The organism is Halomonas sp. DN3, from assembly GCF_024137905.1.
GTDB classification, from domain to species: Bacteria; Pseudomonadota; Gammaproteobacteria; order Pseudomonadales; family Halomonadaceae; genus Halomonas; species Halomonas litopenaei.
In genome coordinates this window covers 1,514,300-1,538,982 of sequence record NZ_CP099965.1, presented here as the reverse complement: position 1 = coordinate 1,538,982, position 24,683 = coordinate 1,514,300, and the positions used below count along the sequence as shown (strand labels likewise).

At 62.8% G+C, this 24,683-nt stretch carries 21 protein-coding genes; 4 read left to right on the top strand and 17 right to left on the bottom strand.

The features are described 5' to 3' along the window. Positions 1 to 107: 107 nt before the first annotated feature. From NKF27_RS06820 to NKF27_RS06805, 4 genes are all read right to left on the bottom strand, one after another. Entirely contained in the window at positions 108 to 803 is a 696-nt protein-coding gene (locus NKF27_RS06820) for a FadR/GntR family transcriptional regulator (protein ID WP_253555841.1), read from the bottom strand. A gap of 167 nt (positions 804 to 970) precedes the next feature. After that, positions 971 to 2,488: a tripartite tricarboxylate transporter permease gene (locus NKF27_RS06815; protein ID WP_231498536.1), complete on the bottom strand. Its 1,518-nt coding sequence runs from the start codon at positions 2,486 to 2,488 to the stop codon at positions 971 to 973. Then, positions 2,488 to 2,958 (bottom strand): tripartite tricarboxylate transporter TctB family protein, encoded by a 471-nt coding sequence (locus tag NKF27_RS06810; protein ID WP_052704466.1) that lies wholly within the window; start codon positions 2,956 to 2,958, stop codon positions 2,488 to 2,490. The genes NKF27_RS06815 and NKF27_RS06810 overlap by 1 nt, the downstream gene beginning before the upstream one ends. A gap of 198 nt (positions 2,959 to 3,156) precedes the next feature. Next, positions 3,157 to 4,122, bottom strand: a complete 966-nt coding sequence (locus tag NKF27_RS06805) for a tripartite tricarboxylate transporter substrate binding protein (protein ID WP_253555840.1) — start codon at positions 4,120 to 4,122, stop codon at positions 3,157 to 3,159. Positions 4,123 to 4,575: 453 nt separating this feature from the next. Here NKF27_RS06805 and NKF27_RS06800 point away from each other — a divergent pair, with 453 nt between their 5' ends. Beyond that, a complete protein-coding gene (locus NKF27_RS06800) occupies positions 4,576 to 5,352 on the top strand; it encodes an SDR family NAD(P)-dependent oxidoreductase (RefSeq protein WP_222515339.1) in 777 nt (258 codons plus the stop codon). A gap of 224 nt (positions 5,353 to 5,576) precedes the next feature. Beyond that, positions 5,577 to 7,157, top strand: coding sequence for an aldehyde dehydrogenase (NADP(+)) (locus tag NKF27_RS06795; protein ID WP_253555839.1), 1,581 nt, complete (start codon positions 5,577 to 5,579; stop codon positions 7,155 to 7,157). Positions 7,158 to 7,746: 589 nt separating this feature from the next. Here the strand turns inward: NKF27_RS06795 and NKF27_RS06790 are convergent. From NKF27_RS06790 to NKF27_RS06775, 4 genes are all read right to left on the bottom strand, one after another. Further along, positions 7,747 to 9,276 carry a tripartite tricarboxylate transporter permease gene (locus NKF27_RS06790; protein ID WP_253555838.1) on the bottom strand — a complete coding sequence of 510 codons (1,530 nt, stop codon included), beginning with the start codon at positions 9,274 to 9,276 and terminating at the stop codon, positions 7,747 to 7,749. Between the two features lie 62 nt (positions 9,277 to 9,338). After that, the gene (locus NKF27_RS06785; RefSeq protein WP_253555837.1) at positions 9,339 to 9,866 is read right to left on the bottom strand and encodes a tripartite tricarboxylate transporter TctB family protein; all 528 of its coding nucleotides are present in this window, start codon (positions 9,864 to 9,866) and stop codon (positions 9,339 to 9,341) included. Positions 9,867 to 10,068: 202 nt separating this feature from the next. Then, a complete protein-coding gene (locus NKF27_RS06780; RefSeq protein WP_108449893.1) occupies positions 10,069 to 11,088 on the bottom strand; it encodes a tripartite tricarboxylate transporter substrate binding protein in 1,020 nt (339 codons plus the stop codon). 75 nt (positions 11,089 to 11,163) lie between these two features. Continuing rightward, the gene (locus NKF27_RS06775; RefSeq protein ID WP_045994114.1) at positions 11,164 to 11,910 is read right to left on the bottom strand and encodes a ribonuclease activity regulator RraA; all 747 of its coding nucleotides are present in this window, start codon (positions 11,908 to 11,910) and stop codon (positions 11,164 to 11,166) included. A 394-nt stretch (positions 11,911 to 12,304) separates the two neighbouring features. Between NKF27_RS06775 and NKF27_RS06770 the strand changes: the two genes are divergently transcribed. Next, positions 12,305 to 13,069: an SDR family NAD(P)-dependent oxidoreductase gene (locus NKF27_RS06770; protein ID WP_253555836.1), complete on the top strand. Its 765-nt coding sequence runs from the start codon at positions 12,305 to 12,307 to the stop codon at positions 13,067 to 13,069. 128 nt (positions 13,070 to 13,197) lie between these two features. Here NKF27_RS06770 and NKF27_RS06765 read toward each other — a convergent pair whose 3' ends face one another. The 4 genes from NKF27_RS06765 to NKF27_RS06750 all read right to left on the bottom strand — a co-directional run bounded on the left by NKF27_RS06765 (position 13,198) and on the right by NKF27_RS06750 (position 17,854). Next, on the bottom strand, positions 13,198 to 14,523 hold the full coding sequence (locus NKF27_RS06765) for an FAD-binding oxidoreductase (RefSeq protein ID WP_253555834.1): 1,326 nt from the start codon (positions 14,521 to 14,523) through the stop codon (positions 13,198 to 13,200). Positions 14,524 to 14,536: 13 nt separating this feature from the next. Beyond that, positions 14,537 to 14,848, bottom strand: coding sequence for a hypothetical protein (locus NKF27_RS06760; RefSeq protein WP_253555832.1), 312 nt, complete (start codon positions 14,846 to 14,848; stop codon positions 14,537 to 14,539). After that, a complete protein-coding gene (locus NKF27_RS06755; protein WP_253555830.1) occupies positions 14,848 to 16,296 on the bottom strand; it encodes a sodium-dependent transporter in 1,449 nt (482 codons plus the stop codon). Before NKF27_RS06755 ends, NKF27_RS06760 begins: the two co-directional genes overlap by 1 nt. A gap of 64 nt (positions 16,297 to 16,360) precedes the next feature. Then, complete coding sequence (locus tag NKF27_RS06750) at positions 16,361 to 17,854, bottom strand: aldehyde dehydrogenase family protein (RefSeq protein ID WP_253555828.1); 1,494 nt, start codon at positions 17,852 to 17,854, stop codon at positions 16,361 to 16,363. Positions 17,855 to 17,977: 123 nt separating this feature from the next. Between NKF27_RS06750 and NKF27_RS06745 the strand changes: the two genes are divergently transcribed. Next, the gene (locus tag NKF27_RS06745; RefSeq protein WP_253555827.1) at positions 17,978 to 18,910 is read left to right on the top strand and encodes a LysR family transcriptional regulator; all 933 of its coding nucleotides are present in this window, start codon (positions 17,978 to 17,980) and stop codon (positions 18,908 to 18,910) included. A 231-nt stretch (positions 18,911 to 19,141) separates the two neighbouring features. Here the strand turns inward: NKF27_RS06745 and NKF27_RS06740 are convergent, their stop codons facing one another. The 5 genes from NKF27_RS06740 to NKF27_RS06720 form a co-directional block, all read right to left on the bottom strand. Beyond that, positions 19,142 to 20,422 (bottom strand): TRAP transporter large permease, encoded by a 1,281-nt coding sequence (locus tag NKF27_RS06740; protein WP_108131714.1) that lies wholly within the window; start codon positions 20,420 to 20,422, stop codon positions 19,142 to 19,144. Beyond that, entirely contained in the window at positions 20,419 to 21,030 is a 612-nt protein-coding gene (locus NKF27_RS06735; RefSeq protein ID WP_253555826.1) for a TRAP transporter small permease, read from the bottom strand. The genes NKF27_RS06740 and NKF27_RS06735 overlap by 4 nt, the downstream gene beginning before the upstream one ends. Before the next feature lie 18 nt (positions 21,031 to 21,048). Beyond that, positions 21,049 to 22,023 carry a sialic acid TRAP transporter substrate-binding protein SiaP gene (locus tag NKF27_RS06730; protein ID WP_231498535.1) on the bottom strand — a complete coding sequence of 325 codons (975 nt, stop codon included), beginning with the start codon at positions 22,021 to 22,023 and terminating at the stop codon, positions 21,049 to 21,051. A 73-nt stretch (positions 22,024 to 22,096) separates the two neighbouring features. After that, the gene (locus NKF27_RS06725; RefSeq protein WP_253555825.1) at positions 22,097 to 23,788 is read right to left on the bottom strand and encodes a GMC family oxidoreductase; all 1,692 of its coding nucleotides are present in this window, start codon (positions 23,786 to 23,788) and stop codon (positions 22,097 to 22,099) included. Continuing rightward, positions 23,785 to 24,486 (bottom strand): FCD domain-containing protein, encoded by a 702-nt coding sequence (locus NKF27_RS06720; protein WP_253555824.1) that lies wholly within the window; start codon positions 24,484 to 24,486, stop codon positions 23,785 to 23,787. Before NKF27_RS06720 ends, NKF27_RS06725 begins: the two co-directional genes overlap by 4 nt. Between the last annotated feature and the right edge of the window lie 197 nt (positions 24,487 to 24,683).

The following is a 24,683-nucleotide window of genomic DNA, read 5'->3' as shown; positions in this document are numbered from 1 at the left end:
TCGCTCGGGAATACCTTCCTTTCTTCCGAGTCCCGAGCCACTCAGCGACCCACTTCAAAATTATCCTGGAGGGCCGCGTTCAGGCACGCCAGCAGGCCCCCGCGCCCCTATTGGCTCCCCTCGAACATGCGATGCCGGGCGTTGTCGATATGGGCGCGCATGGCGGCTTCGGCGCGCTCGCCATCCTTGTCGCTGATCGCCTCGACGATCGCCAGGTGCTCATCCTGGACTAGCTTCAAGCGCTCCTGAGAGGCCATCAATGACAGCCCCCGGGTCAGGTTCATGCCTTCCTTGATGCTCTCGTTGAGCGACTTCAGTACGGTGATGTAGTAGTGGTTGCTGGCCGCCTCGGTGATCGCCAGGTGAAAGCGATAGTCCTCGTCGGTGGCCAGATCGTGGCGGGCGTTGGCCTCATCGATGATGTCGTAGCAGCGACGGATCTGGTCGAGCTGCTCCTGGGTACGTCGTAACGCCGCCAGGTGCGCCGCCCGCGCCTCGACGTTGGTACGAAACTCGAAGCAGCGCTGGATATCGGCGATGCTCGAGATCGGTGCGAACTTGAGCACCGCACTGTCGGGCTGACGGATCACGAAACTGCCGGAGCCCCGCCGGGACACCACCAGTTCGTCTTCCTTGAGGCGCGCCAGGGCATCACGCAGCACCGGCCGGGACACTTCGTAGCGCTGGCACAGTTGCGCTTCGGTCGGCAGTTTCTTGTTGACCGGATACTGGCCCTCGATGATCGCTTCCAGAATCTTCTCGTAGACCGCCGAAGCCAGTGAAAATTTTTCGTCTTGTGCCATCTTGCCCTGCTCCGGTTCTCTGTTCCCTGGAAGCCGCCTGGCTTGTACCATCAGGCGCCACCTCCCTTTTACCACTGCAAAAGGCGCCCCGCATTGGGCCTTTAGGCCACACAGGGCGCCTCTCGCCTCTACCTGCCCTATCCGGGCGGATCACCACCGCCCGCGGATCAGGACGCCTCGGTAGTGACTCCGCCGCCCTTGCCGGCCTTGCGGCCCTTCCACACGCCGTTGGCGATGATCAGGGTCCAGGTCAGGATCGCCAGCCCCGCCAGCACCATGGCGATGGGCCGGTCGACGAAGGCCATCAGGTCACCGTCTGACTTGAGGATCGAGCGCATGAAATTGCTCTCGATGATCGGGCCGAGAATAAAGGCCAGAATCAGCGGGCCCAGCGGGAAATCATTCTCCATCAGGAATACGCCGACCAGCCCCAGGCCGAGCATCACCCAGACATCGAACATGCTGTTGTTGGCGGAGAAGGCCCCCACGATACAAAACATCAGGATCAATGGGTAGAGAACGCCAGTGGGCACGGCCAGCAGCCTGCCGGCACCCTTGATCGCCATCAGCCCCAGCGGCAGCAGCAACAGGTTGGCCAGCACGAACACCATGAAGATGGCGTTGACCAGAGCCCCCTGCTCGGTGAAGACGTCGGGGCCCGGGGTGATGCCCTTGGTGGTCAGCACGCCGATGATGATGGCGGTGACGGTATCCCCCGGAATGCCGAACACCAGGGCCGGGATATAGGCGCCGGACAGGGCCGCGTTGTTGGCGGCGCTGGCCGAGACCAGCCCTTCCGGATGGCCGGTGCCGTACTTCTGCGGCTCCCGCGACAGCTTGCGACTGATGGCGTAGCTGATCCAGGAGGCGATGTCGGCGCCGGCACCCGGCAGTGCACCGATCATGGTGCCGAGCAGCCCGCCACGGGCGACGCCGCCCTTGTAGCGCCAGGTGGTACGGGCCACGCCGTCGAGCAGCTTGCCCTTGGGCGTTTCCACCCTGGAGGCGCGCTGCCCGGCGTTGGGCAGGCTGCGCAGCAGTTCGGTGATGGCGAACAGGCCGATCAGCACCGGCAGCAACGAGATCCCCGCGAGCAGGTCATAGCTGCCCATGGTGAAGCGCATCTGGCCGGACACACTGTCCATGCCGATCATCGCCAGCGACAGGCCGATCAGCATCGAGATGGCGCCCTTGAGCGGATCACCGCCGGCGACCAGAATCGCACAGGACAACCCCAGCAGCGCCAGCCAGAAGTACTCGTCGCTGGTGAACTGCAGCGCAAATTCGGCGATCCGCGGGGCAAACAGCGCCAGCACCGCGACCCCGATGATGCCACCGAGCATCGAGCAGGTGACGTTGATACCAAGCGCCAGGCCAAGCTTGCCCTTCTTGCCCATCAGGTAGGCTTCGTCGGCGTAGACCGCCGACGCTGGCGTCCCCGGCATGCGCAGCAAGGCACCGGGAATGTCACCGGCGACGATCGCCATGGCGGTGGCGGAGACGATGGCGGCGATGGCCGGCAGCGGCTCCATGAAAAAGGTCACCGGCACCAGCAAGGCGGTTGCCATGGTGGCGGTGAGACCAGGGATAGCTCCCATGAAGAGTCCGAACAACGAGGCGGCGACAATCACCAAAAGCACCTCGCCGTCGAGCACCATGGCAGCGGCTTGCATCAATTCATTCATCAGTAGAGCACCCGTTCAAGCAGTCCTGCCTCCAGCGGCACGTGCAGAAGCTGTGCGAACAGCATCCAGATCACGGTCGTGGCAATCACCGCGATCAACAGCGCACGCCCCCAACCACGACGGTGATAGGCGCGAAACAACAGCGTCAGAAGCGCCACCGCAACGATCGGAAAACCCAGCAGCGGCGTGAGCACCACGTAGGCGATGACACTGGCGACCACCGCCGCCAGCGCCAGCACAAACGCTCGGCCGGTTACCTTGGAGGTCCAGCGCGCCCAGGGCTGGCGTTGGCGCAGGCCCTTGAGCACCAATAGCCCTCCCATCAACAGCAGCAGGGCCCCCACCACCTTGGGGAAGGTGCCGGCGCCATAGACCTGGCGCGGCAGCGGACTCAAGTCCGCGGAAGCGACGATGAGGGCGGCCCCCAGGGCCGCCGCCATGGTTCCCGATACCGCGTCACTGGTACGCATGATGACGTTCTCCCGGGCGTTTCCGCGCCTTTGTCAGTGCGCCGCGAAGGCGGCGCTCAATCGGGTGAATTGCAGCCTGAGCCAGCGGACCGCTCGGTGAGCTTTCTGTCACCGAGCGATCTGTCACTGGGCCCTCGGTTACTGGGCCTTCAGCTACTGGGCTCTCGGTTACTGAGCCTTCAGTTACTGGACTCTCGGTTACTGGGCCAGGCCAAGCTGGTCGATGATGGAGGCGTTGTTGGCATCCTGTTCGGCCATGAATGCCTCGAAGCCTTCCGGACCTTCCCACACGGCGCCGAAGCCGCGGCCTTCCATGAACGACTGGAAGTCCTCGGAGTTCCACACCGTCTCGGCTGCGCTCAACAGACGCTCGGAGACGTCTTCAGGCAGACCCTCGGGGCCGATCAGTCCACGCCAGGAACCGTGGGACCAGTCATCACCGGTCACCTCGCCGGCCGCCGGGATATCCGGGAAGGCCTCCTCGCGCTCGCTGGACAGCACCGCCAGGGTGCGGACGCGGTCGGATTCACGCATGGACTCGGTCTCCGGCAGCGACGAGAAGACGATGTCGACACCGCCCGCGGCCAGCTCCTGCAGGCCCGGCGCGGCACCTTCACTGGGTACCAGATTGACGGTGTTCGGATCGATGCCCTGCTGGTCGAGGAAGCCAGCGAACGACAGGTGGTAGGCAGCACCTGGCGCAGAACCCGATACGGTGTACTCGTTGGGTGACTCGGCCAGGTCGGACAGAGCGTCTTCCAGGTTCTGCCAGGGCGACTCGGCGTTGACAGTGAAGGCCGCATAATCGAGGTTGAGCAGCGCGATCGGGGTAAAGTCCTCGTAGGACAGGTCGGCGGTGCCGATATGGCGATAGGTCGCGATCTCGGCGGTGCCCAGGCCCAGGGTGTAGCCATCGGGACGCGCCATCTTCATCGCCATATGGCCGACCACACCGGAGCCACCGGTACGGTTGACCACGTTGACCGGCTGCCCCAGCTCTTCCTGCAGCCCGGCGGCAAACTGCCGACCGACGGCGTCGGTGCCGCCACCGGCGGACCAGGGCACGATCAGCGTGATCGGCTTGGAGGGATAGTCGTCACCGACGGCAACCGTGGAGGTGGCCACCAGCAGGGAAGCGCAAAGCAGGCGTGGGAGCGTTCGCATGAGTTATCTCTCTTGTCGTCGAGCGTCTGGGGTCCGGTCAAGGTCGTGGCGACCCACCACCGGAAAGAACGCTTGCAAGAGTGCCGCCACGGCGCCAACTAGACAAGTTATTACAACTTATACTTTATGCTAACGGGCCCCGTAGACGAGCCGTCACTGCCTCCCGTCGAGAGGAAAAACCGATCGCCAAAACCCCACAACAACCCTTTTATCACAACAATTTAAATAAAACGCAGATCGTAAACACCGAGCTTTCCAAAGTTCTCTTTGACAGTAGCTCCATGCCCACAAGACCAAAGTACCATGCCCACTTGTTAGTATTTGTTTGAAGTCCACCAGACGCTAGGCTAAGGTTTATCCCACAATCCCAGGCTGGTCGCGCTGCGCCCTCCTTTCTCCTATCAACATCCATGATGCGGCCTGTTGCAGGCCCGATTCGTTCAGGAGCACTTCATGTTCGCCGATCTCAACGACAAGACCGTCCTTATCACCGGCTCCACCAAGGGCATCGGTCGTGCCGCCGCGGTGGCCTTCGCCCGCCAGGGTGCCATCGTCGGCATCAACAGCAGCCAGAAGGACAGCGCCGCCGAGGAGCTGATCGCCCAGCTGGAGTCCGAGGGTGCGCGCTTCGCCTACTATGAGCGCGACCTGACCAAGAGCGGCGAGTGCGAGACCCTGGTCAACGAATTTGTCGAGCAGTTCGGCAGCCTTGACGTGCTGGTGAACAACGCCGGCGGCCTCGGCGTTCGCAAGGGCCTCGAGTCCCTCGAGGACGACGACTTCAACCTGGTGATGGACCTGAACCTGCGCTCGGTGATCATGACCACCCGCTTCGCCATGCCGCACCTGAAGGCCTCCGCCGAGAAGCGCGGCGAGACCGCCAGCGTCATCAGCACCGGTTCCATCGCCGGTCGCGAAGGCGGTGGCCTCGGCGCCTCTCTGTACGGCGGCTCCAAGGCCATGCTGCACAACCTGCATCGCAACTGGGTAAAGGAATTCACCAAGGACAACGTGCGCTTCAACATCGTCGCACCGGGCACCATCGACACCGCCTTCCACGCCGACAAGAGCGCGGAGGTGAAAGAGAAGATCGCCTCCACCATCGCCATGGGCCGCCTTGGCACCTCCGAGGAGGTTGCACCGTCCTTCCTGTTCCTGGCCTCCCACGCTGCCAGCGGCTACATCACCGGCCAGGTGATCGACGTCAACGGCGGCCAGATGTGCCCCTGAGGCATATCGCAGCATCCCGGGCCAACGGCGTGACGGCGCTGTCGACGCCAGCCCGCTAGAGCCCCGAGCGGCCGGACATGCTTCCGGCCGCTTCGCTATCCACTCCCCTACTCGGCGTTCGCTGCGCACTGCGATTGCAGGTTTCGTGCGTGTCGACCCCGGCTTGGCTGCGGCCGCCCCTTGCCACCTTTCATCATCTTCACTGCGCAATAACAGGAGTCCCCATGACTATCGAAGGTCATCATCTGATCGGCTTTTCCTCGGTGGCCGGTGCCACCGACGGACGCACCATCTCGGCGGTCAACCCCGCCTCCGGCGAGACCCTTGCCCCGGCCTACCCCCTGGCGGGCCAGGCCGAGGTGGAGCGCGCCTGCCAGCTGGCCGAGGACGCCTTCCTGGCCTACCGCCGCCTGCCGCTTGCAGACCGCGCGGCCTTTCTCGAGGCGGCAGCCGACAATATCGATGCCCTCGGCGACACCCTGACCGAGCGCGCCATGGCCGAGACCGGCCTGCCCAGGGCACGCCTTGAAGGCGAGCGTGGCCGCACCTGCGGACAGCTCAGACTGTTCGCCGAGGTCCTGCGCAGCGGCGACTATCTCGACGTACGCATCGAGGACGCCCTGCCCGAGCGCGCGCCCATGCCACGCCCCTCCCTCGCCCAGCAGCAGGTGCCGCTGGGTCCGGTGGCGGTGTTTGGCGCCAGCAACTTCCCGCTGGCGTTCTCGGTGGCCGGCGGCGATACCGCCGCCGCGCTGGCCGCGGGCTGCCCGGTGATCGTCAAGGCTCACTCCGCCCACCCCGGCACCTCGGAGCTGGTCGGACGCGCCCTGCAACAGGCCGCCAAGAGCAGCAAAATGCCCGAGGGCGTGTTCTCGCTGCTCTATGGCAGCGGCAGCGAGCTCGGCCAGGCCCTGGTCAAGGACCCACGCATCCAGGCGGTGGGCTTCACCGGCTCGCGCAACGGCGGCACCGCCCTGCTGCGCACCGCCCAGGCACGCCCCCAGCCGATCCCGGTCTACGCCGAGATGAGCAGCATCAATCCGGTCCTGCTGCTGCCGCAGCAGCTGGAAGCCAACGCCGAGGCCCTGGGCGACGCCTTCGTCGCGTCGCTGACCATGGGCGCCGGCCAGTTCTGCACCAACCCGGGGCTGATTCTGGCACTATCTGGTGCCGCGCTTGAGCGCTTCGTCGAGCAGGCCGGTGCTGCGGTACGCGAAGCCGCCCCACAGCTGATGCTGACCCCCGGCATCCACGCCGCCTACGAGCAGGGAGTCGCCCAACTCACCGACCAGCCGGGCGTCAGCCTGGTCGCCAAGGGCAAGGCCACCGGCCATCTTGCCTGCCCCTGCCAGCCGCACCTGCTGCGCACCAGCGCCAGTGACTTCATCGGCAACGCCGCTCTGCATGACGAGGTCTTTGGAGCCTGCGCGCTGATCGTCGAGTGCGACTCGGTGGCACAGATGCAGCAGGTGCTGACCGCGCTGGAAGGCCAGTTGACCGCCACGGTCCACCTCGAGGAAGCCGACTACGCGCTGGCCGACCAGTTGCTGCCGCTGCTTGAGCGTCGCGCCGGTCGCATCCTGTTCAACGGCTGGCCCACCGGCGTCGAGGTGTGCCACCCCATGGTCCATGGCGGCCCCTGGCCCTCGACCTCCGACTCGCGCACCACCTCGGTGGGCAGCGCCGCGATCCAGCGCTTCCTGCGTCCGGTGTGCTACCAGGCGATGCCCGAGGCCCTGGCCCCGGACAGCCTCAAGGCCGACAACCCTCTGGGGCTGACCCGCCTGGTGAACGGCAAGCGCTAGCCCAGCGTTCTTTCTTTTTCTCCTTCTCTCCTTCTCTACTTCTCTACAACAGGCGACGCCAGCCCACCGGCGTCCCTGGCGCACCATCAACGAGGCCCTCGCCACCGGCGAGGGCCTTTTTTGATGGTGTCGATCTACTCTCCAGCGGGCCCCGACTTGTCGCGTCTGCCCAGAAATGCCCCCAAGATGCCCCTGAGACACCCCGGAGATGCCTTCAAGGAGCAAGCTCGCCTAGGCTAGGCACATCCTTTACATACAAGAGGCTCGCGACGATGCGCAGAGGCTACGTCTTTCCATCCAACCGTTCCCAGGCGGTACGCCAGCCAGAGGCAGCCGCCTTTGCCGAGGACGCAAATAGAGGCGGTATCGTCTCCACGACTCAAAGAGGCGCCCTCACTCCTGCCGACAAGACCTGGGACGAGTGGTTTGACGCGGAGGGAGCGAGCGAAGACTTCATGGAGGATCGTGGCCAACCAGGCCACTCGCCCGACCCTTCCGCTCGGCATCATGAACAAAAAAAAGCGCCTGACCCGGGCGATGTGCCGTCGGACAGGCGCTGAAGTTTCCTGCTCTGGAATCTGTACGGGCCTCAGGTCGTGTTCTGGCTACCCTTCAACTGCACCGGCTTGCGGATCGCCAGGAAGTACACGAACACCCCGGTCAGCACGATGAAGAACAGACTGTCGGGCTGGGTCACGAAGACCGTCAGGTCACCGTTGGACAGGGTCAGGGAACGGCGCAGGTACTCCTCGAGGCCCGGGCCGAGGATAAAGCCGAGCAGCAGCGTTACCACCGGATAGCCGTGCTTTCTCAGATAGAAGGCCAGCACCCCCATGACCAGCGTCATCATCATCTGGAAGGTCGAGTAGGTCGCCACGTAGCTGCCCACCACCGCCAGCATGGCGATCGAGCCAAACAGCACGTCACGGCGAATGCGCACGATGCGGATAAAGTAAGGCCCGAGCAGGTACATGGTCAGCGGAATCAGGATCAGCGCGCTGAAGATCAGTGCCGCCAGCATGGGCGCGATCAGTCCGGCCTGGGATTCCATCAGCTGCGGCCCCGGCTGGATGCCGTTGATGACCAGCACGCCGAGCACGATGGCGGTGATCGGGTCGCCCGGGATACCGAAGGTCAACATGGGCACCAGGGCGCCGCCGCAGACCGCGTTGTTGGCGCTTTCCGCCGCCGCGATCCCCTGGGGATTGCCCTTGCCGAAGCTGTCCGGCTCGCGCGAGGTACGCACCGCTTCCACGTAGGCCAGAAAGCCCCCCATCGAGCCCCCGGCCCCGGGCAGCGTGCCTACCAGATAGCCGATGGTGGAAGACTTCAGATAGCAGGCCGCGCCGATACGGCGGATCGCCGAACGCGACGGGATGAAGTCGCGGCGACGAATCTTCGCCACTCCCTTGAGCTTATCGCGAATGGCCTGGGCCTTGTCGTTCTCGGCAAGCTGGGTCAACAGCTCACTGATGGCGAAGGTACCAATGATCACCGGCATCAGGTCGATCCCCGCCGCCAGGTCACCCATGCCGAAGCTGAACCGGGCCACCGGCACCATGGCGTCGAGCCCCACGGTGGCAAGCATCAGCCCCAGACAGGCGGCGATAGCCGCACGGCGGACATTGCCCCGCTGGGCGATGACGATGACGATCAGCGCAAACAGGATCAGCGCGCACTTGCCGGTGGTCTGCACCAGCAGCGACAGGTCGGCGATCAAGGGCGCCAGCAGCACCAGCAGTACCGCCCCGAACACGCCGCCGATCATCGAGGCGAAGGAGGCATGGCCCAGCGCCAGAGGCCCTTCGCCGCGCTGCTGCATCGGGTAGCCCTCCAGCGCCGTCATCATCGACGAGGGTGCACCGGGAATATTGATGGTGGTGGCGGTGATGCTGCCACCGCACATGCCGGCCATATAGATGCTGGCACAGGCCATCAGCGCCGTGGTCACGTCCAGGCTGTAGGTCAGCGGCAGCAGCAACGCCAGCGCCAGGGTCGCGGTCAGGCCGGGAATCGCCGAGAACACGGTGCCGATCAGAAAGCCAGCCACCACATAGAACAGCACCGTGGAATTGAGCAGCAAACCGAAGCTCGCCAGCACCTGGGTCAGGAAGTCCATGGGTCACCCCCGGTGTGTCGCCCGGCAGCGAGCGCCGAGCGGGTTGCATCAGTCATCATGGCTCACCCCCAGAGTGTCGGTAGACGGACGTTGAAGACCTGGTTGAACAGCACGAAGCCCACCGCGGTAATGGCCAGCGCGATCAGGGCCTTGCTCAACCACTTGTCGAGCCCCGAGAACAACAGCATCACGCCCAGTACATAGACCAGGGTGGACAGCACATAGCCGAGTGACTGAAACACCAGGACATAGACCAGAGTCGCCAGCATCAGGGTCAGCTCCGGCGAAAGACGACGGCCCCTCGGCCTATCGCCTTCATCGGCCGCGTTGTCCCGATCCAGGGCACCGGCGCTGCGCACCGAGGACCACCACTGCAGCACGCACAGCACGGTGGCCAGCACACCGATCAGCAACGGAAAGAAGGATGGCGTCAGCTTGCCGGCCTCCAGCGGAGGCCCCATCGCCAGGCCACCGATCAGGTAGCCCAGGGCCAGCAGCGCCAGCACGCCGTGGAAACGGATCGCGCCAGCACTGGAGCCAGGGCCAAGGCCAAGCGCACGCGCCAGCAGAGATGAAGATGAACGAGACATGCGAAACCTCTCTCGGCCCCCAATGACGGGAGACCGACAACACAGTGTTCGTTGGAAGGGAAGTGAAGCGGGCCGGCAGAGGCAGGTGCTCTACCCGCCCGCTCCAGATGGAGGCAGGAGGCGGAAGGTCGCTGCGTGAAGCTCAGACATGTTTCACCGGACTTTTCACCGGACTTTCCGCCCCGGACTTTGCACCCCGGACTTACAGGTCCAGCTCATCCATGGCGGCGAAGGTCCGCTCCTGGTAGCTGCCGATCCATTCGTTGACTTCCTCGCTGCCGAGCCAGCCCGGCGTGACACCAATACTGGTGACCCACTCTTGGAACTCGTCGCTCTGGTAAGCCTCGTGGTAGGTCGACTCCAGGGTCTCGATGGCGTCTTCCGGGGTATTGGCCGGCGCCGCCAGCACGATGAAGCTGCCGGTCTCGAGATCCACGTCGAATTCGGAGATCGGCGGCACCTCGGGATAGGCCGGGTTCTGCGAACCGGACAGCTCGACCACGCCAAGCGCATCACCCGAGGACAGGATCCCGGAGAAGTCCCCCAGGCTCGAGATGGCGGCGTCGATCTCGCCGGACAGCAGCGCCTCGGCCTCGGCGGTGGACGACCCCGGATAGGAGATCACGTTGAAGGTGACCCCGGTGGCCGCCTCCAGGCGACGTACCGCCAGGTAGGGGCCAGAGCCCTGGGGCGCCACACCGATGCGCACCGTGCCGGGATTTTCCCTGGCCGCCTCGATCAGCTCCTCGTAGGAGGTGAAGCCCGACTGCTTGGATACCACGATGGCGTCGGCTTCCTGGGTCACACGGGCGAACGGCTCGAGCTTGTCCAGCGAGTAGCCGGGCACCATATTGCCCCGCGGCAGGGTGACGACGCTGTCGTAGGTCAGCACACCGATGGTGTGGCCGTCGGGACGCGCCTTGGCCAACTGCATCAGGCCGGTGGCGGTCACCGCCCCGCCGATGTTCTCGACGTAGATCGAGGTCGGCAGCGACTGCTCGGCCAGGTTGCTGATCTTGCGCGAGATGGCATCCGCGCCGCCGCCGGCAGGCCAGGGCACGATCATGCGGATGTCACGCTGGGGGAAGTCGGCCTGGGCCGTCGGCACGGCGACGACCGCGGCCAGCGCCACACCGGCCAGGGTAGCGCCGGTCGCGCCCTTGATCAGGCGCTTGCGCAGGGTCGTGCTGAGGGTGGCGTTGAGGGGAGTGAGAGCAAACATGGCGACTCCTGGGATTATTTTGTGATTGTGTGGGGGTAGATGAGGCGGCGCTTGTCTGGCCGCGCGACTGCTGCTTCAGCCGCGAGACTTCTGCTCGCGCAGGTAGGCCTGGTATTCCTCCTGGGCCTGTTCGTTGGGCGGATAAAGACCGATGACCGCCGCGCCGTTGTTGACCTTGTCCAGCACGTAGGCTTCGAAGGCCTCCATGCCACTGGCTTCTTCGGCGATCTCGTCGGCCAGCTCGAGCGGCACCACCATGACGCCGTCGCCGTCGCCGACCAGTACGTCGCCGGGATAGACCGGCACGCCGCCACAGCCGATGGGCTGCTGGATATCCACCGCGTGGTGCTTGGTCAGGTTGGTCGGGGCGCTGGGCTTGGTGCAGAACACCGGCATCGACATGCTCTCGGCGTACTCCGAGTCACGCACACCGGCGTCTGACACAAAGCCCGCGCACTCGCGCACCTGCAGGCGGGTCAACAGGATGCTGCCGGCACTCGCGGCGCTGGCATCCTGACGGCAGTCGGACACCAGTACGCGGCCAGGCGGCACACTTTCCACCGCCAGACGCTGGGGGTGCTCCGGATCACGGAAGGCGGCTACCACGTCCAGGTCCTCGCGGGCCGGGATATAGCGCAGGGTGTAGGCCTGCCCCACCATCTTGACCTGGCTCTTGTTCATGCGACCGACGTTCTGGATATAGGTGTTCTTCAGACCCCGCTTGTGCAGCAGGGTGTGCAGCGACGCCGTCGAAGCCCGCATCAGTCGCTCGCGGGTCAGGTTGGACAGCTCTGCGTGGGGGTAATCGTTGATGATGCTCATGGGCTCCGCCTATCGCTGGCAAACTGGGTTGTTCGTTGACGGAGTCACTATAGGAAGCGCCGGAAGGCTTTTCAAACAACTTTTTACAACTTGGCTTTCATCTTGACCTTCATACGGCACTCGAGACCACATCGACAACCCGAAACATTCCATTTAATCGTTAAATTTCAATTATTTGAAAAACCACTTCCACTCAGGATCGATCAATATGCCTGCCCCTTAGACATAGGTCTAATAAGAAAAAATTTGTCTTTAAAAGGTAAAAGATGTGGTCGAGGCGAAGCACTGCCATCCGCACGATGCCCCTCCCCGGCCTTTCCCGCGCCCGGGATGCCCACTAGGCTGACAGCTCCCTTTGCGACACATGCCCGTCCGATCACTCAGGAGATTTTCGATGGCTGTACTGACGACCTTTGCACTCGACGGCAAGACCGCCCTGGTGACAGGCGCGAGACGCGGCATCGGCGCGGCCATGGCGCTGGGCCTGGCCGAAGCCGGTGCCGACATCATCGCCGTCAGCACCAGCATGACCGCCGACGGCGGCGAGCTGGGCGAGCGAGTTCGCGCCCTGGGGCGAGACTGCACAGGGATCGCCTGCGACCTGTCGGACCGCAGCGCGCTGATGGCGATGGTCGAGCAGCTTGCCGACCGGCGTATCGATATCCTGGTCAACAACGCCGGCACCATCGAACGCGCGCCCGCCACCGAACACACCGATGCGCTGTGGGACAGGGTCATCGACGTCAATCTGAGCGCCCCCTTCGTGCTGACCCGGGAGATCGGCAGGCAGATGGTCGCGCGAGGCAGCGGCAAGGTGATCTTCACCGCCTCGCTGCTGTCGTTTCAGGGCGGCATCACCGTGCCCGGCTACGCCGCCAGCAAGGGCGGCATCGCCCAGTTGACCAAGGCCTTCGCCAACGAATGGGCCGCCCACGGGGTCAACGTCAACGCCGTCGCTCCGGGTTACATCGCCACCGACAACACCCAGGCACTGCGCGACGATCCCGAGCGTTCTCGCGACATCCTCACGCGCATCCCCGCCGGTCGCTGGGGCGACGCCGCTGACTTCAAGGGACCGGTGGTGTTTCTGGCCTCCAGCGCCTCGGACTATATGCACGGCAGCGTGATGACCGTGGACGGCGGCTGGATGGGGCGTTGAGAGTCGACTCGCAGACATTTCGTGAGGGCAAACCGACTGCGGCGGGCCACTGGCCCGCCGCAGAGATTTTTCGACAGCGTACATGTATTCAGCGTCACGATGCCTATCAAGCATCGACTGGCACAGTGTCAGATCAACACACGAAGACACTGCCCGGAATGATAGAGTGTAAACCCTCCTTCATAACCACAACTCCAGAGTGACTTGGCAGCTATCGGTCGATGAGCCTTGATCGGCAATGGCAGCAAGCCGTCATCACCACTTATCAGATAGCGCGCAAACCCCTTGCCAACTACCGTGCCCGTGGTGATGCCACGACCATTGAAGCCGGTCGCAGCGAGGATACCCGGAGCCGGTTCGAACAGCCTGAGAGTATGATCAGGGGTAAAGGCAATCTTCCCCGACCAGGTACATTCCCAACTCACCCTGCCCAACTGTGGAAAATAGTGACGCTGAACGCGGTCCGCCCAGCAACGCAGATAGGCAGAAGGACGCCCCTCACCTCGTCCCAGGCTCCCAAGAATCAATCGTCCCTCTGAATCACGTCGCATGCTGCTAAGCACCATGCGCGTATCCCAGGCCCCCTGACGCTCAGGCAGGATCTCCTCCGCCATTTCCTGCGACAGCGGTGGCGAAGCCACTTGAAAGAAATGCCCCGGGAAGAAATGCTCCCTTACCCGATTCCACTCACCCTCGGAGTAGGCGTTGGTCGCGACGACAACACGATCAGTCAGCACAGCCCCCTGTTCGGTACCGACTCGCCATCGGTCACCCTCGCGTCGAAGACTAAGGACGGGGCTTTCAGCGAACAACGCCGCCCCCGCCGCCTTCGCTGCTCGTGCCAGTCCTCGGGTATAGGCGGTCGGGTTCAACGTCCCCGCTCGCCGATCCAGCAATGCCCGGCGAATTCGCGGCGTGCCGACCAGCCTTCGGCAAGCTTCATCCTCCACCAGCTCCACCGGCGCACCTCGACGCTGCAGCTGCTCCGCACGACGGTCTAGTTCGCGCTCGCCCTTGGCATTGTGGCCCAGGTGCAGCGTTCCGGTTCGCTCGGCATCACAATGGATGGAGTGTTGCTTGATCAGCTCGAAGACCTTGGCGGGCGCGCCAGCGAGGATTTCGTTGGCACGCTCACCCTCCTCCCTACCCAGGGCCTCACAGATGTCATCTGGCGGAATCCACAGCCCAGCATTGACCAAGCCAACGTTACGACCGGAACCTCCCGTTGGTATTCCTGCTGCTTCAAGCAACACCACGTTCACACCCTCTTGCGCAAGGTGCAGGGCGGTACTCAAGCCAGTGATGCCACCCCCGATCACCACGACCTCGGCTTGTCGTACGTCACGCAGCATCGGCAGTGTGAGGGACGCTTCTTGGGATGTGGTCGTCCAGAGACAGTGTTCCTGCATGGCGCCGCCCTTGTCCTCCGTTCGCGCTCTGGCCATCGTCAACATGCTTGCGACTCCTTCATTGCTGGGTGCCTCGAACGCCTGACCCAGCGGCCCAGGTATAGAAACGACGTCTGTTGGTAACAAGTGAACGACGCTGTTCTTCAAGCAGCCCGCGCATCTCTTCGGCTTGCTCTCCGTTGGGAAAACGAATCAACCAGCGCTCCATGTCTCGCTGGGCCTTTGCAGAGAAGGGCTCGAATCCCTCTTGCTGCTGAAGCAATTCAAGCTTTCTCTCTTCTTGACGCATGGAGTAGACCATAGTCAATGCAGCCACACCCCAGAGCGACAGGATCGATATCAACATTACGACAATAGCGGGAAAGGTCATTAGGCTCGTTCTCCCATAACAGTTGGCGCAGCCGCCGGTTGAGTTGAACGTCCCGCCAGCCATAAGCATAGAGGGATCATCAGCGTCAGCACGGCAAGTCCACTCAAAGTCTTGACAGGCGCCTGAGCCAGGTTGCTGTACAGGAAGTAGGCCATGATACCCAACATTATCATCGGTATCTGATAGCGGATAACGGCCTCCCAAAGGCTGGGAATATAGATGTCGGCCCCACGATTTAGGCTTACCAGACGTAGCCTATGTGCATCAAACTTCCACCCAATAGTCACCATTACAATAAAGGTCGCCAGCGGCAAGCCCCAGTTGCCAAGTACGAAATCCAGGTAACCCAGAACATCTGCATTCATCGCACTTGGGATACCCAACACCCAAATAACTCCGCAAATCATAACCACCGCGCGGGCGCGAGGAAGTCGCCGCTCTTCCTTACAGGTGGTGACACCGACCTCGGTTATTGCCAAAGCTGTTGTCAAGTTGGCAAAGAAGAATCCGACAAAGAACAATAGCGCCCAGAGATAACCACCGGTCATGCTGCCAAAGGCACTGGCCAGCGCCACGAAGGCAAGCTCGGGCCCGGAAGTGGGAGATATCCCAAAGGCGAAAACGATAGGGAATACCGCAAATATTGCCAACAAACCAAAACTGGTATTACCCACAGCGGTAAAGATCCCGCCACCAAGAGGAATGTCATCGTTGCGGCCCAGGTAGCTGCCATAGGTCAAGGCGATCCCCCACCCAAGACCCGTGGAGAAAAGCGCTTGACCTAGAGCTGCGAGCCAGGTTTCTCCACGGACCAGATACTCCCAGTTCGGTGAAAAACTGAACTCTAGCCCTGCGAGCGCACCGGGCAAGGTTAAACCACGAATAGCGATGGCAACCAAGGCAATCGTCAGGATCGGCATCATCCATTTAGCTAGACGCTCGATACCGCCTTTAATTCCAAAAAGGAGAATCCCGGTGACCATCCCCATGCCAACTGTATGCATGGCTACGTTGAGAATGGTGTTCTGGCTAAAGTCCTGCCACAGCGCCGCTGTATCGAAGCCTGACTGGGTAAAAGTGCCGATCATGGCGTGATACGCATAGTAGATTGACCAACCCACCACCGATGAATAGTAGGACATCAGGACAACATTAAATATCAGAATCACCAGCCCAAGACCGACCATTCGATTGTTGCCGTACACCTTGCGAAAGGTCCCGATCAATCCCTGGCGGGCATAGCGCCCAAGACTGGTTTCGCCCATCAACCCAGGCACCGCGATAAGATAGAGCAGACTGAAGTATGCAATAAGAAAGGCACCGCCACCGTTTTCTCCGGTGACGTAAGGCATGCGCCAGATGTTTCCAGCACCGACCATGGCGCCAATCACCGCCATCAGGTAGCCGAAGCGACTACCCCATTGTTCACGTGCCATTGTTGTTGTCATTCATGGCCTCCATCAGTAACAGGAGAAAGGGGCACCCCGCCTGGCAGGCGGGGTGTTCAAGCGTTCAGTCAAACTTGATGCCCTGCGCCAAGGGCAGTTCACGTGAGTAGTTGACCGTATTGGTCTGTCGGCGCATGTAGCTTTTCCAGACGTCGGATCCTGACTCGCGCCCCCCCCCGGTATCTTTTTCTCCACCGAAAGCGCCCCCGATTTCGGCGCCGCTTGGCCCGATGTTGACGTTGGCAATACCACAATCACTGCCCATGTCGGAGAGAAAAGTCTCCGCCTCTCGCACATCGGTTGTGAAGACACAGGAGGACAGGCCCTGTGGCACATCATTTTGCATCGCCAGAGCCTGATCAAAGTCGCGATACCCCATCACATAAAGGATGGGAGCGAAGGTCTCATGGCGAACCAGATCATTCTGCTCGTTCATCTCGACAATGGCCGGAGCAACGTAGTACGCCTGCGGCATCTGCTGCTCCAGACAGCGATCGCCCCCAAAGACGCTTGCGCCCTGGTCTCGGGCCTGGCTCAGTACCGACTGCATTTGATCGAAGGCCTGACCATCGATCAGAGGTCCCACCAGGTTCCCTTCCAGGGGATCGCCGATACTGACGTTGGCGTAGGCCTTCTTGACCCGCTCGACCACTTCTTCGCGCACAGATTCGTGGACGATCAAACGGCGAAGGGTGGTACAGCGCTGACCAGAAGTACCCACTGCGGAAAACAATATCGCGCGAACCGCCATGTCGAGATCGGCACTCGGCGTCAGGATCATGGCATTGTTGCCGCCCAGCTCAAGAATACTGCGACCGAAACGGGCCGCGACGCGGGGGGCGACCTCACGTCCCATTCGCGTACTACCAGTGGCGCTGATCAACGGCACGCGAGGATCATCCGTCAGCGCCTCGCCGACATCCCGCTCACCGATAATGACCTGGCTTAGATGCTCAGGAGCGTCATCGCCAAACTCCGCCATGGCTCGCTGCAACAGTGATTGGCAGGCAAGCGCGCACATCGGTGTCTTTTCAGAGGGCTTCCACAACAAGCTGTTGCCACATACAAGCGCTAGCGCAGCGTTCCATGCCCAGGGCGCTACCGGAAAGTTGAAGGCGGTGATCAGCCCGATCGGCCCCAGTGGGTGCCAACTCTCGCGCATGTGATGGCCAGGCCGCTCAGAGGCGATGGTCAAGCCATGGAGCTGACGAGACTGTCCCACGGCGAGGTCACAGATATCGATCATCTCCTGGACTTCACCGAGGCCTTCCTGATAGATCTTGCCGCACTCGAGGGTAACCAGGGTTCCCAACGCTTCCTTGTTTTCTCGCAGCTGTTCGCCGAAAAGGCGCACCAATTCCCCTCGCCTCGGCGCAGGCACTTGTCGCCACGCCAGAAACGCCGACTTAGCATTCTCGATGCGAGCACGTACCTGTTCAGTGGTTTCGCTATGCACACGTCCAAGCTCCCTGCCATCACCGGGCGAAGTCACTTGAAGATCACCATGACGATACCGGGACTCGTCGACGCCGAGGCGCTGCATGATAGTGTCGATCATTCGTTCTCCTTCCTGCATTAATCGCGTCTGGTGTTTCCAGCCCAGTATTGCGCTGCTTGTTGACGCGCCTCAAACGACGTTTTATACCGAGGTCATTCCTTTTTTTCGCAAAGAGGCACCTCCGTGAGCCGCCGCCATCTACCGACCATCTCCGCCATGCAATGCTTTGAAACTGCCGCACGCCACCTGAGCTTCACGCGCGCGGCGGAGGAACTCAGCCTGACCCAGAGTGCTGTCAGCAAGCAGGTAGCACAGCTGGAGTCAGTGCTTGAGCACCCTCTGTTCAGACGCATCCGCAAACGACTGCAAGTCACTCCAGAAGGCTCCCTGTACCTGACCGAGGTGCGCAAGATCCTCGCGCAAGTGGAAATATCGACTCGCTACATGCAGTCCTACGGAGGACAGAGTGAAGTACTGAAGGTCACGACCCTCCCGACCTTCGGGTCGCGTTGGCTGATACCCCGGCTCAACGGTTTCCGCTTTCGCCATCCCAACGTCTTTCTCGATATCAGCAATCGCGTTGCTCCCTTCGATCTGGAACAGGAGCGCGTCGATATCGCTTTTTTCTTTGGGCAGGGAGTCTGGCCTGGCGCCGAGTGCATCAAGCTGCTCGATGAAGAAGTTGTGCCGGTATGCTCCCCTCACGTACTCCCGGCGACAGGCCTGAGTGATCCACTTGAGTTGACGCAGCTCGTTCTGCTGCAGAGCGCCACACGACCTGAGAGCTGGCATGACTGGTTTGAAGCCCAGGACCGCTATACGCCGCATAGCTACCACGGCCCACGCTTCGATACGTTCTACATGTCCCTACAGGCCGCTAGAGCCGGCTGTGGCGTCGCGCTGGTTCCGCGCTTTCTTGCCCAGGAGGAGCTGCAGACAGGGCAACTTGTCGTACCTTGGCAATTCTCCCTGAAAAGTCGCAGCGCCTACTACCTGGCCTATCCCGAGCACAAGGGGGAGGTTGAAAAAGTCAGAGGATTTATCGACTGGATCCTGGAGCACCAGCAAACCCTCGACACCGACACCCTCGCCACGACGCCCAGTTCCACTGGCTAGGGCGCGCAACCGTCGTCACCACCCGATTGTTCAGTCTTTTTTGGAATGGTGCCTCTCGAGCAAACCCATGTACGACGTCACGCAAACATTGTCACGCTGCTGCAATCTCCCATCCGCTTGACTAGCGGAAGAGCCGGCAACAGTACTAGTGCTGACAAAAAAATGGCGGACCCGAAGGCCCGCCAATGTCGTTCGACCACGAGCCAGTTCAGCCCGTGGCATCATGCGCAACTATCGATAGATCAAGGTCGGCAGCCACAGCGAGATGGACGGCACGAAGGTGACCAGCATCAACACGATCAACAGCGGGATCAGGAACGGCAGGGTCGCCGAGGCGCAGCGCTCGAAGGGCACCTTGGACACCTGCGAGAGCACGTAGAGCACCAGTCCCACCGGTGGCGTCAGCAGGCCAATCATCAGGTTCAGCACCATGACGATACCGAACTGTACCGGGTCGACGCCCAGGTTGACCGCGATCGGCAGCAGGATCGGCACCAGGATGGTGATCGCCGCGATGGTTTCCATGAAGCAGCCCACCACGAACAGGATCAACGTCATCAACAGCAGGATGATGGTGGGGTTGGAGGTGACCGCCAGCATCCAGTTGGCGAAGTTCTCGGCCACATGGTGACTGGTCAGCAGCCAGGAGAAGATCGACGAGGCGGCGATGATCATCATGATGATCCCGGTGGTCTCGATGGTCTCCATGGTGACCGCCAGCAGTCTCTTGAAGGTCAGGGTGCGATAGACCACCGCCCCCAGCAGCATGGCGTAGATCACCGCGGCGATGGCGGCCTCGGTCGCGGTGAAGATGCCAAGCACGATGCCGCCGACGATGATCACCGGGGTCAGCAGTGACAGAAAGGCACGACGGAAGGTCAAGGCGATCCAGCCCAGGGCGAAGCCGACGTCACGCGGATACTGATAACGCACCGCGTACCAGGCCACCATCAGCATCAGCGAAAGCGCCATCAACAGTCCCGGGACCAGGCCGGCGGCGAACAGCTGACCGATCGAGGCCGAGGCCATCACGCCGTAGATCACCAGCGGCAGGCTAGGCGGAATGATCGGCCCGATGGTGGACGAGGCAGCGGTGATACCCACCGAAAAGCCAGGGTCATAGCCCGCCCGGCGCATCGCCTTGATCTCGATCGCGCCGAGCCCACCGGCGTCGGCCACCGCGGCACCGGACATGCCGGCAAAGATGACCGAGGCGCCGACGTTGACGTGGCCGAGCCCCCCGGGCATCCAGCCCACCAGGGCCCTGGCGAAGTCGAAGATGCGACTGGTGATGCCGGCGGAGTTCATCAGCGCACCGGCCAGGACAAAGAAGGGAATCGACAGCAGCGGGAAGCTGTCCATGCCACCGACCATACGGTGCAGCACGATAAAGTCGGGGACGCTGCCATCCACCAGGATCGCCGCCAGCGACGAGGCGCCAAGCGCCACCATCACCGGGAAGCCCATCACCAGCATCAGCAGCAGGCCGCCGAACAGGACCAGTAGCGTCATGATGCCTCCTCGCCGGTGGTGTCAGCTCGCTGCGCCGCCAGCCACTGTTTCGGACCGCTCGCCCGCACCAGCTGCCAGGCCTGCCGCAGCGCCATGATGGCGATGCTCAACAGCACCACGCTGTAGAGTGTGTCCATGCCGACCGACATCGAGGTCATCTTCTGTGCACTCATCAGCGGCAGGATCTTCCAGGTGACCCACCCCAGCAGCACGAAATAGACGAGCTGGCCCAGGTCGACCAGCCAGATCATCGCCGCCGACGCACGCGGGGGAAGGTAGCGATACAGCAGTTCGAGGCGGATGTGGCTGCGCTTGCGCACCCCCACGGTCGCCGCCAGAAAGCCGACGCAAATCAGCAGATAGCGGGCGACCTCCTCGGTCCAGCCCAGCGGCGAGCCAAGCACATAGCGACTGAAGAACTGGGCGAACACCACCGCTGCCATGGTCCAGAAGACCAGCAGGGTGAGCGCATCCTCAAGTCCGATGTCGTGCCAGGCGAAGGTCGGGCCGTCGTCGTCAAAGTCGATATCCGGGCCTTGCGGCCCCTCACGGGCACCCTCCTCGGGTGCCCGTGCGGAGCCCAGGGCCTCGCTGTCAGTGTGGTTCATAGCGTTTTTCCCGAAGCGTTACAGCGCCTGCAAGCGATCGAATTGTTCCTGGGTCCAGGTCGCCTCGTCGCCGTTGAGCACCGGCAACGTCTTCTCGCGGAAGGCCTCACGCTCGACTTCCAGTACCTCCACGCCCTGCTCCTTGAACCAGTCGATGGAGGCCAGCTCCTGCTCGCGTACATCGTCGGAGACCTTCCTGGCCACCTCGCCGAGCACCTCGCGGAAGATCTGCTGATCCTCCTCGGACAGGCCGTTGAAGAAGGGACCGCCGGCAACGATCAGGTTGGAGCCGGTCACATGCCCGGTCAGGTTGATGTAGTCCTGGACCTCGTAGAACTTCTTGGCGCGGATGGTCGGCAAGGGGTTCTCCTGGGCGTCCACCACCCCCTGCTGCAGGGCCAGATAGACCTCGGAGAAGGCCACCGGTGTCGGCTGGGCGCCGACCGCGCGGGGGAACAGGCTGTAGATCGGCGCATTGGGCACCCGAATCTTGAGGCCTTCCATGTCGGCGGGTTCGACGATCGGTGTATTGGAGGTCACGTGGCGCTGGCCGTAGTAGCAGTCCCCCAGGATCACGTTGCCGCCGGAGGCATCGCGGTAGCCGTCGGCGAATTCCGCGAACAGCTCGCTGTCGGCGTAGGCCTTCCAGTGCTCATAGTCACGGAACACGAAGGGGGCGTCGGACAGCGCCAGCGGCCCGTAGGTCTGGGCGGCGAAGCTCTGGCCGGTGTAAATGATGTCGACGGTGCCAAGCACCAGCCCTTGATTGATCTCGACCTCCTTGCCCAGGGTCGAGGCGGGGAAGACCTCGACTTCGTAGCGACCGTCGGTGCGCTCGGCGATCTGCTCGGCGCCCCACTCGGCCCAGTGATGGTAGGCCTCGGAGGGTTCGTACACATGGGCCCACTGGACGGTGTCGGCAGCCTGGGCAGCACTGGCTGCGGCGGCAAGACCTACGCTCAGGGTCAGCGGCAGAAGAGTCAGGCGTGTCATCGGATGCTCCTTTTTCATTGTTGCTATTGGTTGCTGTCGGTTGCTGTCGGTGCTTGAAAATCCGTTCAGTAGGTCAATGCATCGCCGCCCCGGAGACCTTCGTCTCGGGCGCTGCAGCGCCGCGCCGGGCGTCCTGCCCCAGGCCCGCATCCTCGCCGATAAAGTCGGCGCAGCGGCTGCCCAGCATCATCGCCGGGGCGGTAGTGTTGCCGGCGGGTATATCGGGCACCGCGGACATGTCGCAGACCCTCAGCCCGCGCACCCCACGAACCCGCAGTCGTGCGTCGAGCACCGCCATGGGGTCGTCATCGGCACCCATGGCCGCAGTACCGGCCGGGTGGTAGTTGGTCTTGACGAAGCGTCGGCAGTGTTCGAGCAGCTCATCGTCATTGGCGCCGCTTCCGGCGAAGGGCAAGGCCACACCGTGCAGGTTTTCCTTGAGCGGTGACTGCTCGAAGGCCCGCAGAAAGAACTTCTGCCCGTCCACCATCGCCTGCATGTCGTCGGGATGGCCAAGCAGGTTGGGCGACACCCGCGGCATGTCGCCGGGGTCGGCCGAGCGCAGGCAAACGCTGCCTCTGGCCTTGGGCTTGACCACCACGGTGGTCACCGTCAGGCCGTAGTCGTCCTTGAGCGCGTCCCGGGTATCCCGGTCCAGATAGACGATGGGTACGCAGAAGGCCTGGATGGTCGGTGCCGCCTGAGGGTCGACGGGATTGACGAAGGCGCCCGCCTCGACCCCGGCCGAGGTCACCGGGCCACTGCCGAACAGCTTGAACTGGAGCCCGTTGGCCAGCATCCGCCAGCCGACGCCCTGGCGATAGTAGCCACACGGGGTCCTGGCGTAGGCGGTGATCGGCACCTCGGGATGGTCGATCAGGTTCTGCCCCACCCCCGGCAGGTCCGCCTTCACCGCAATGTCGTGCTGCGCCAATTGCTCGGCCGGCCCGATACCGGAGAGCATCAGAAGCTTCGGGGTCACCAGCGCACCCGCCGCCAGGATCACCTCGCCGCGCACGCGCACCCGGTGCACCTTGCCCTTGCGGTCGCGGTACTCGACGCCCACGGCGCATCCGTCTTCGACCAGCACCTGCTGGACCTCGCAGTCGAGCGCGACCTCGAGCCCCGGGTGCTCGCGCAGCGGCTCCACGTAGGCGTAGGCGGCAGAGCAGCGCTTACCCGCCCGGTTCATGAACTGATAGAAGCCGACCCCGGTCTGACGCTCGCCATTGAAGTCACCGTTGTAGGGCAGCCCCGCCGCCTGGGTGGCCTGGATAAACCAGCGCGAGGCCACGTCCACATGGCCGGGGTCGGAGACCTGGAGCGGCCCGCCTCGCCCATGGTGTTCATTGACCAGACGGTCGTTGTCTTCCATCCGGCGAAAGTGCTCAAGCACCCCTTGCCAGGACCAGTCGGCCCTCGCCGCGTTGTCGGCGAGTCGCCGGTCCCAGTCTTCGTAGTCCTCGGGCCGCCCGCGCATGTAGACCTGGGCGTTGACCGAGGTGCCGCCGCCGAGCACGTGGCCCTGGGGAATATCGTGGACCCGTCCCCCCAGATGAGCCTGCGGCTCGGTCTGGTGATAGCGCATGAACTTCGAGCCATTGATCATCTTGAAGATGCCTGGGGGCATATCGAGCAGCGGGTGATGGTGGGACGAGCCCGCCTCCAGCAGCAGCACCCTGGCACCCTGCTCGCGCACCAGGCGAGCGGCTGCCACGCATCCGGCAGCCCCGCCCCCGACAACAATATGATCGACTTCGCTCACTCGTTCTCTCCTGCAAAGAAAGTGCTTCGCACAAACTCCCATGAGGCCTCGAGGTGATCGACCAAGGCGCGCTCCGCCGCGTCGGGATCACGCATCAGGATGGCCTCGTAGATCGCCTGGTGGGCCAGGAAGTTGTCGTGATTGCGCTGCTCGCTGCGTGGCATCCGGCTCCATTGAGGCGCCAGCCACTCGACAAAGCCTGTGTGAATGGCCGGATAGGCCGGGTTGCCCGAGATGGTGTAAAGCACCCGGTGAAAGGCCACATCGGTGGCGTAGAAGCGCTCGGAATCGCAGATCGCCGCCTGGTTGTCGTCCAGTGCATCCTTCAACCGCTTGAGGTCGTCCTTGCCCGCCCCGGTGGCGGCGTCCCGCACCAGCACTCGTTCGAACAGCACCCGTACCTGGTAGAGGTCATGTACGCCCCGGGAGTTGTCGAGCAGGTGCTTGATCACGCCTCCCGCCGCCTGCATCGCCGAACTCGCGTCCGGGCGACAGACGATCGGGCGATAGCGCGGCCGACTCTTCAAGAATCCCTTGGCGGTCAACGCGGTGATCGCCTCGCGAATCACGGTGCGACTGGCGCCGTATTGCTCCATCAGCGCCCGCTCGGCGGGCAGCGGACGTCCTTCTTCCAGCTCGCCGGCAACGATGGAGCGCTCAATATCCAGAGTGATCGAGTCTGCACTGCGTCCGCTCATACAACACCTCGTTTATCGTCGTACCAAACTAATCGCTAAATTCTCAGCCAACAACTACAACCAATGGCTAATGTCACGCCGAAACCCTAATAACAAGTTATTTTTCAGCTATTTGCACAAAACATAGACAATGGTCGTAGCGCTTCCCGCTTGCCAGCCACCTCGACCATCAACAGTATATGGTCGTACCAAATGTC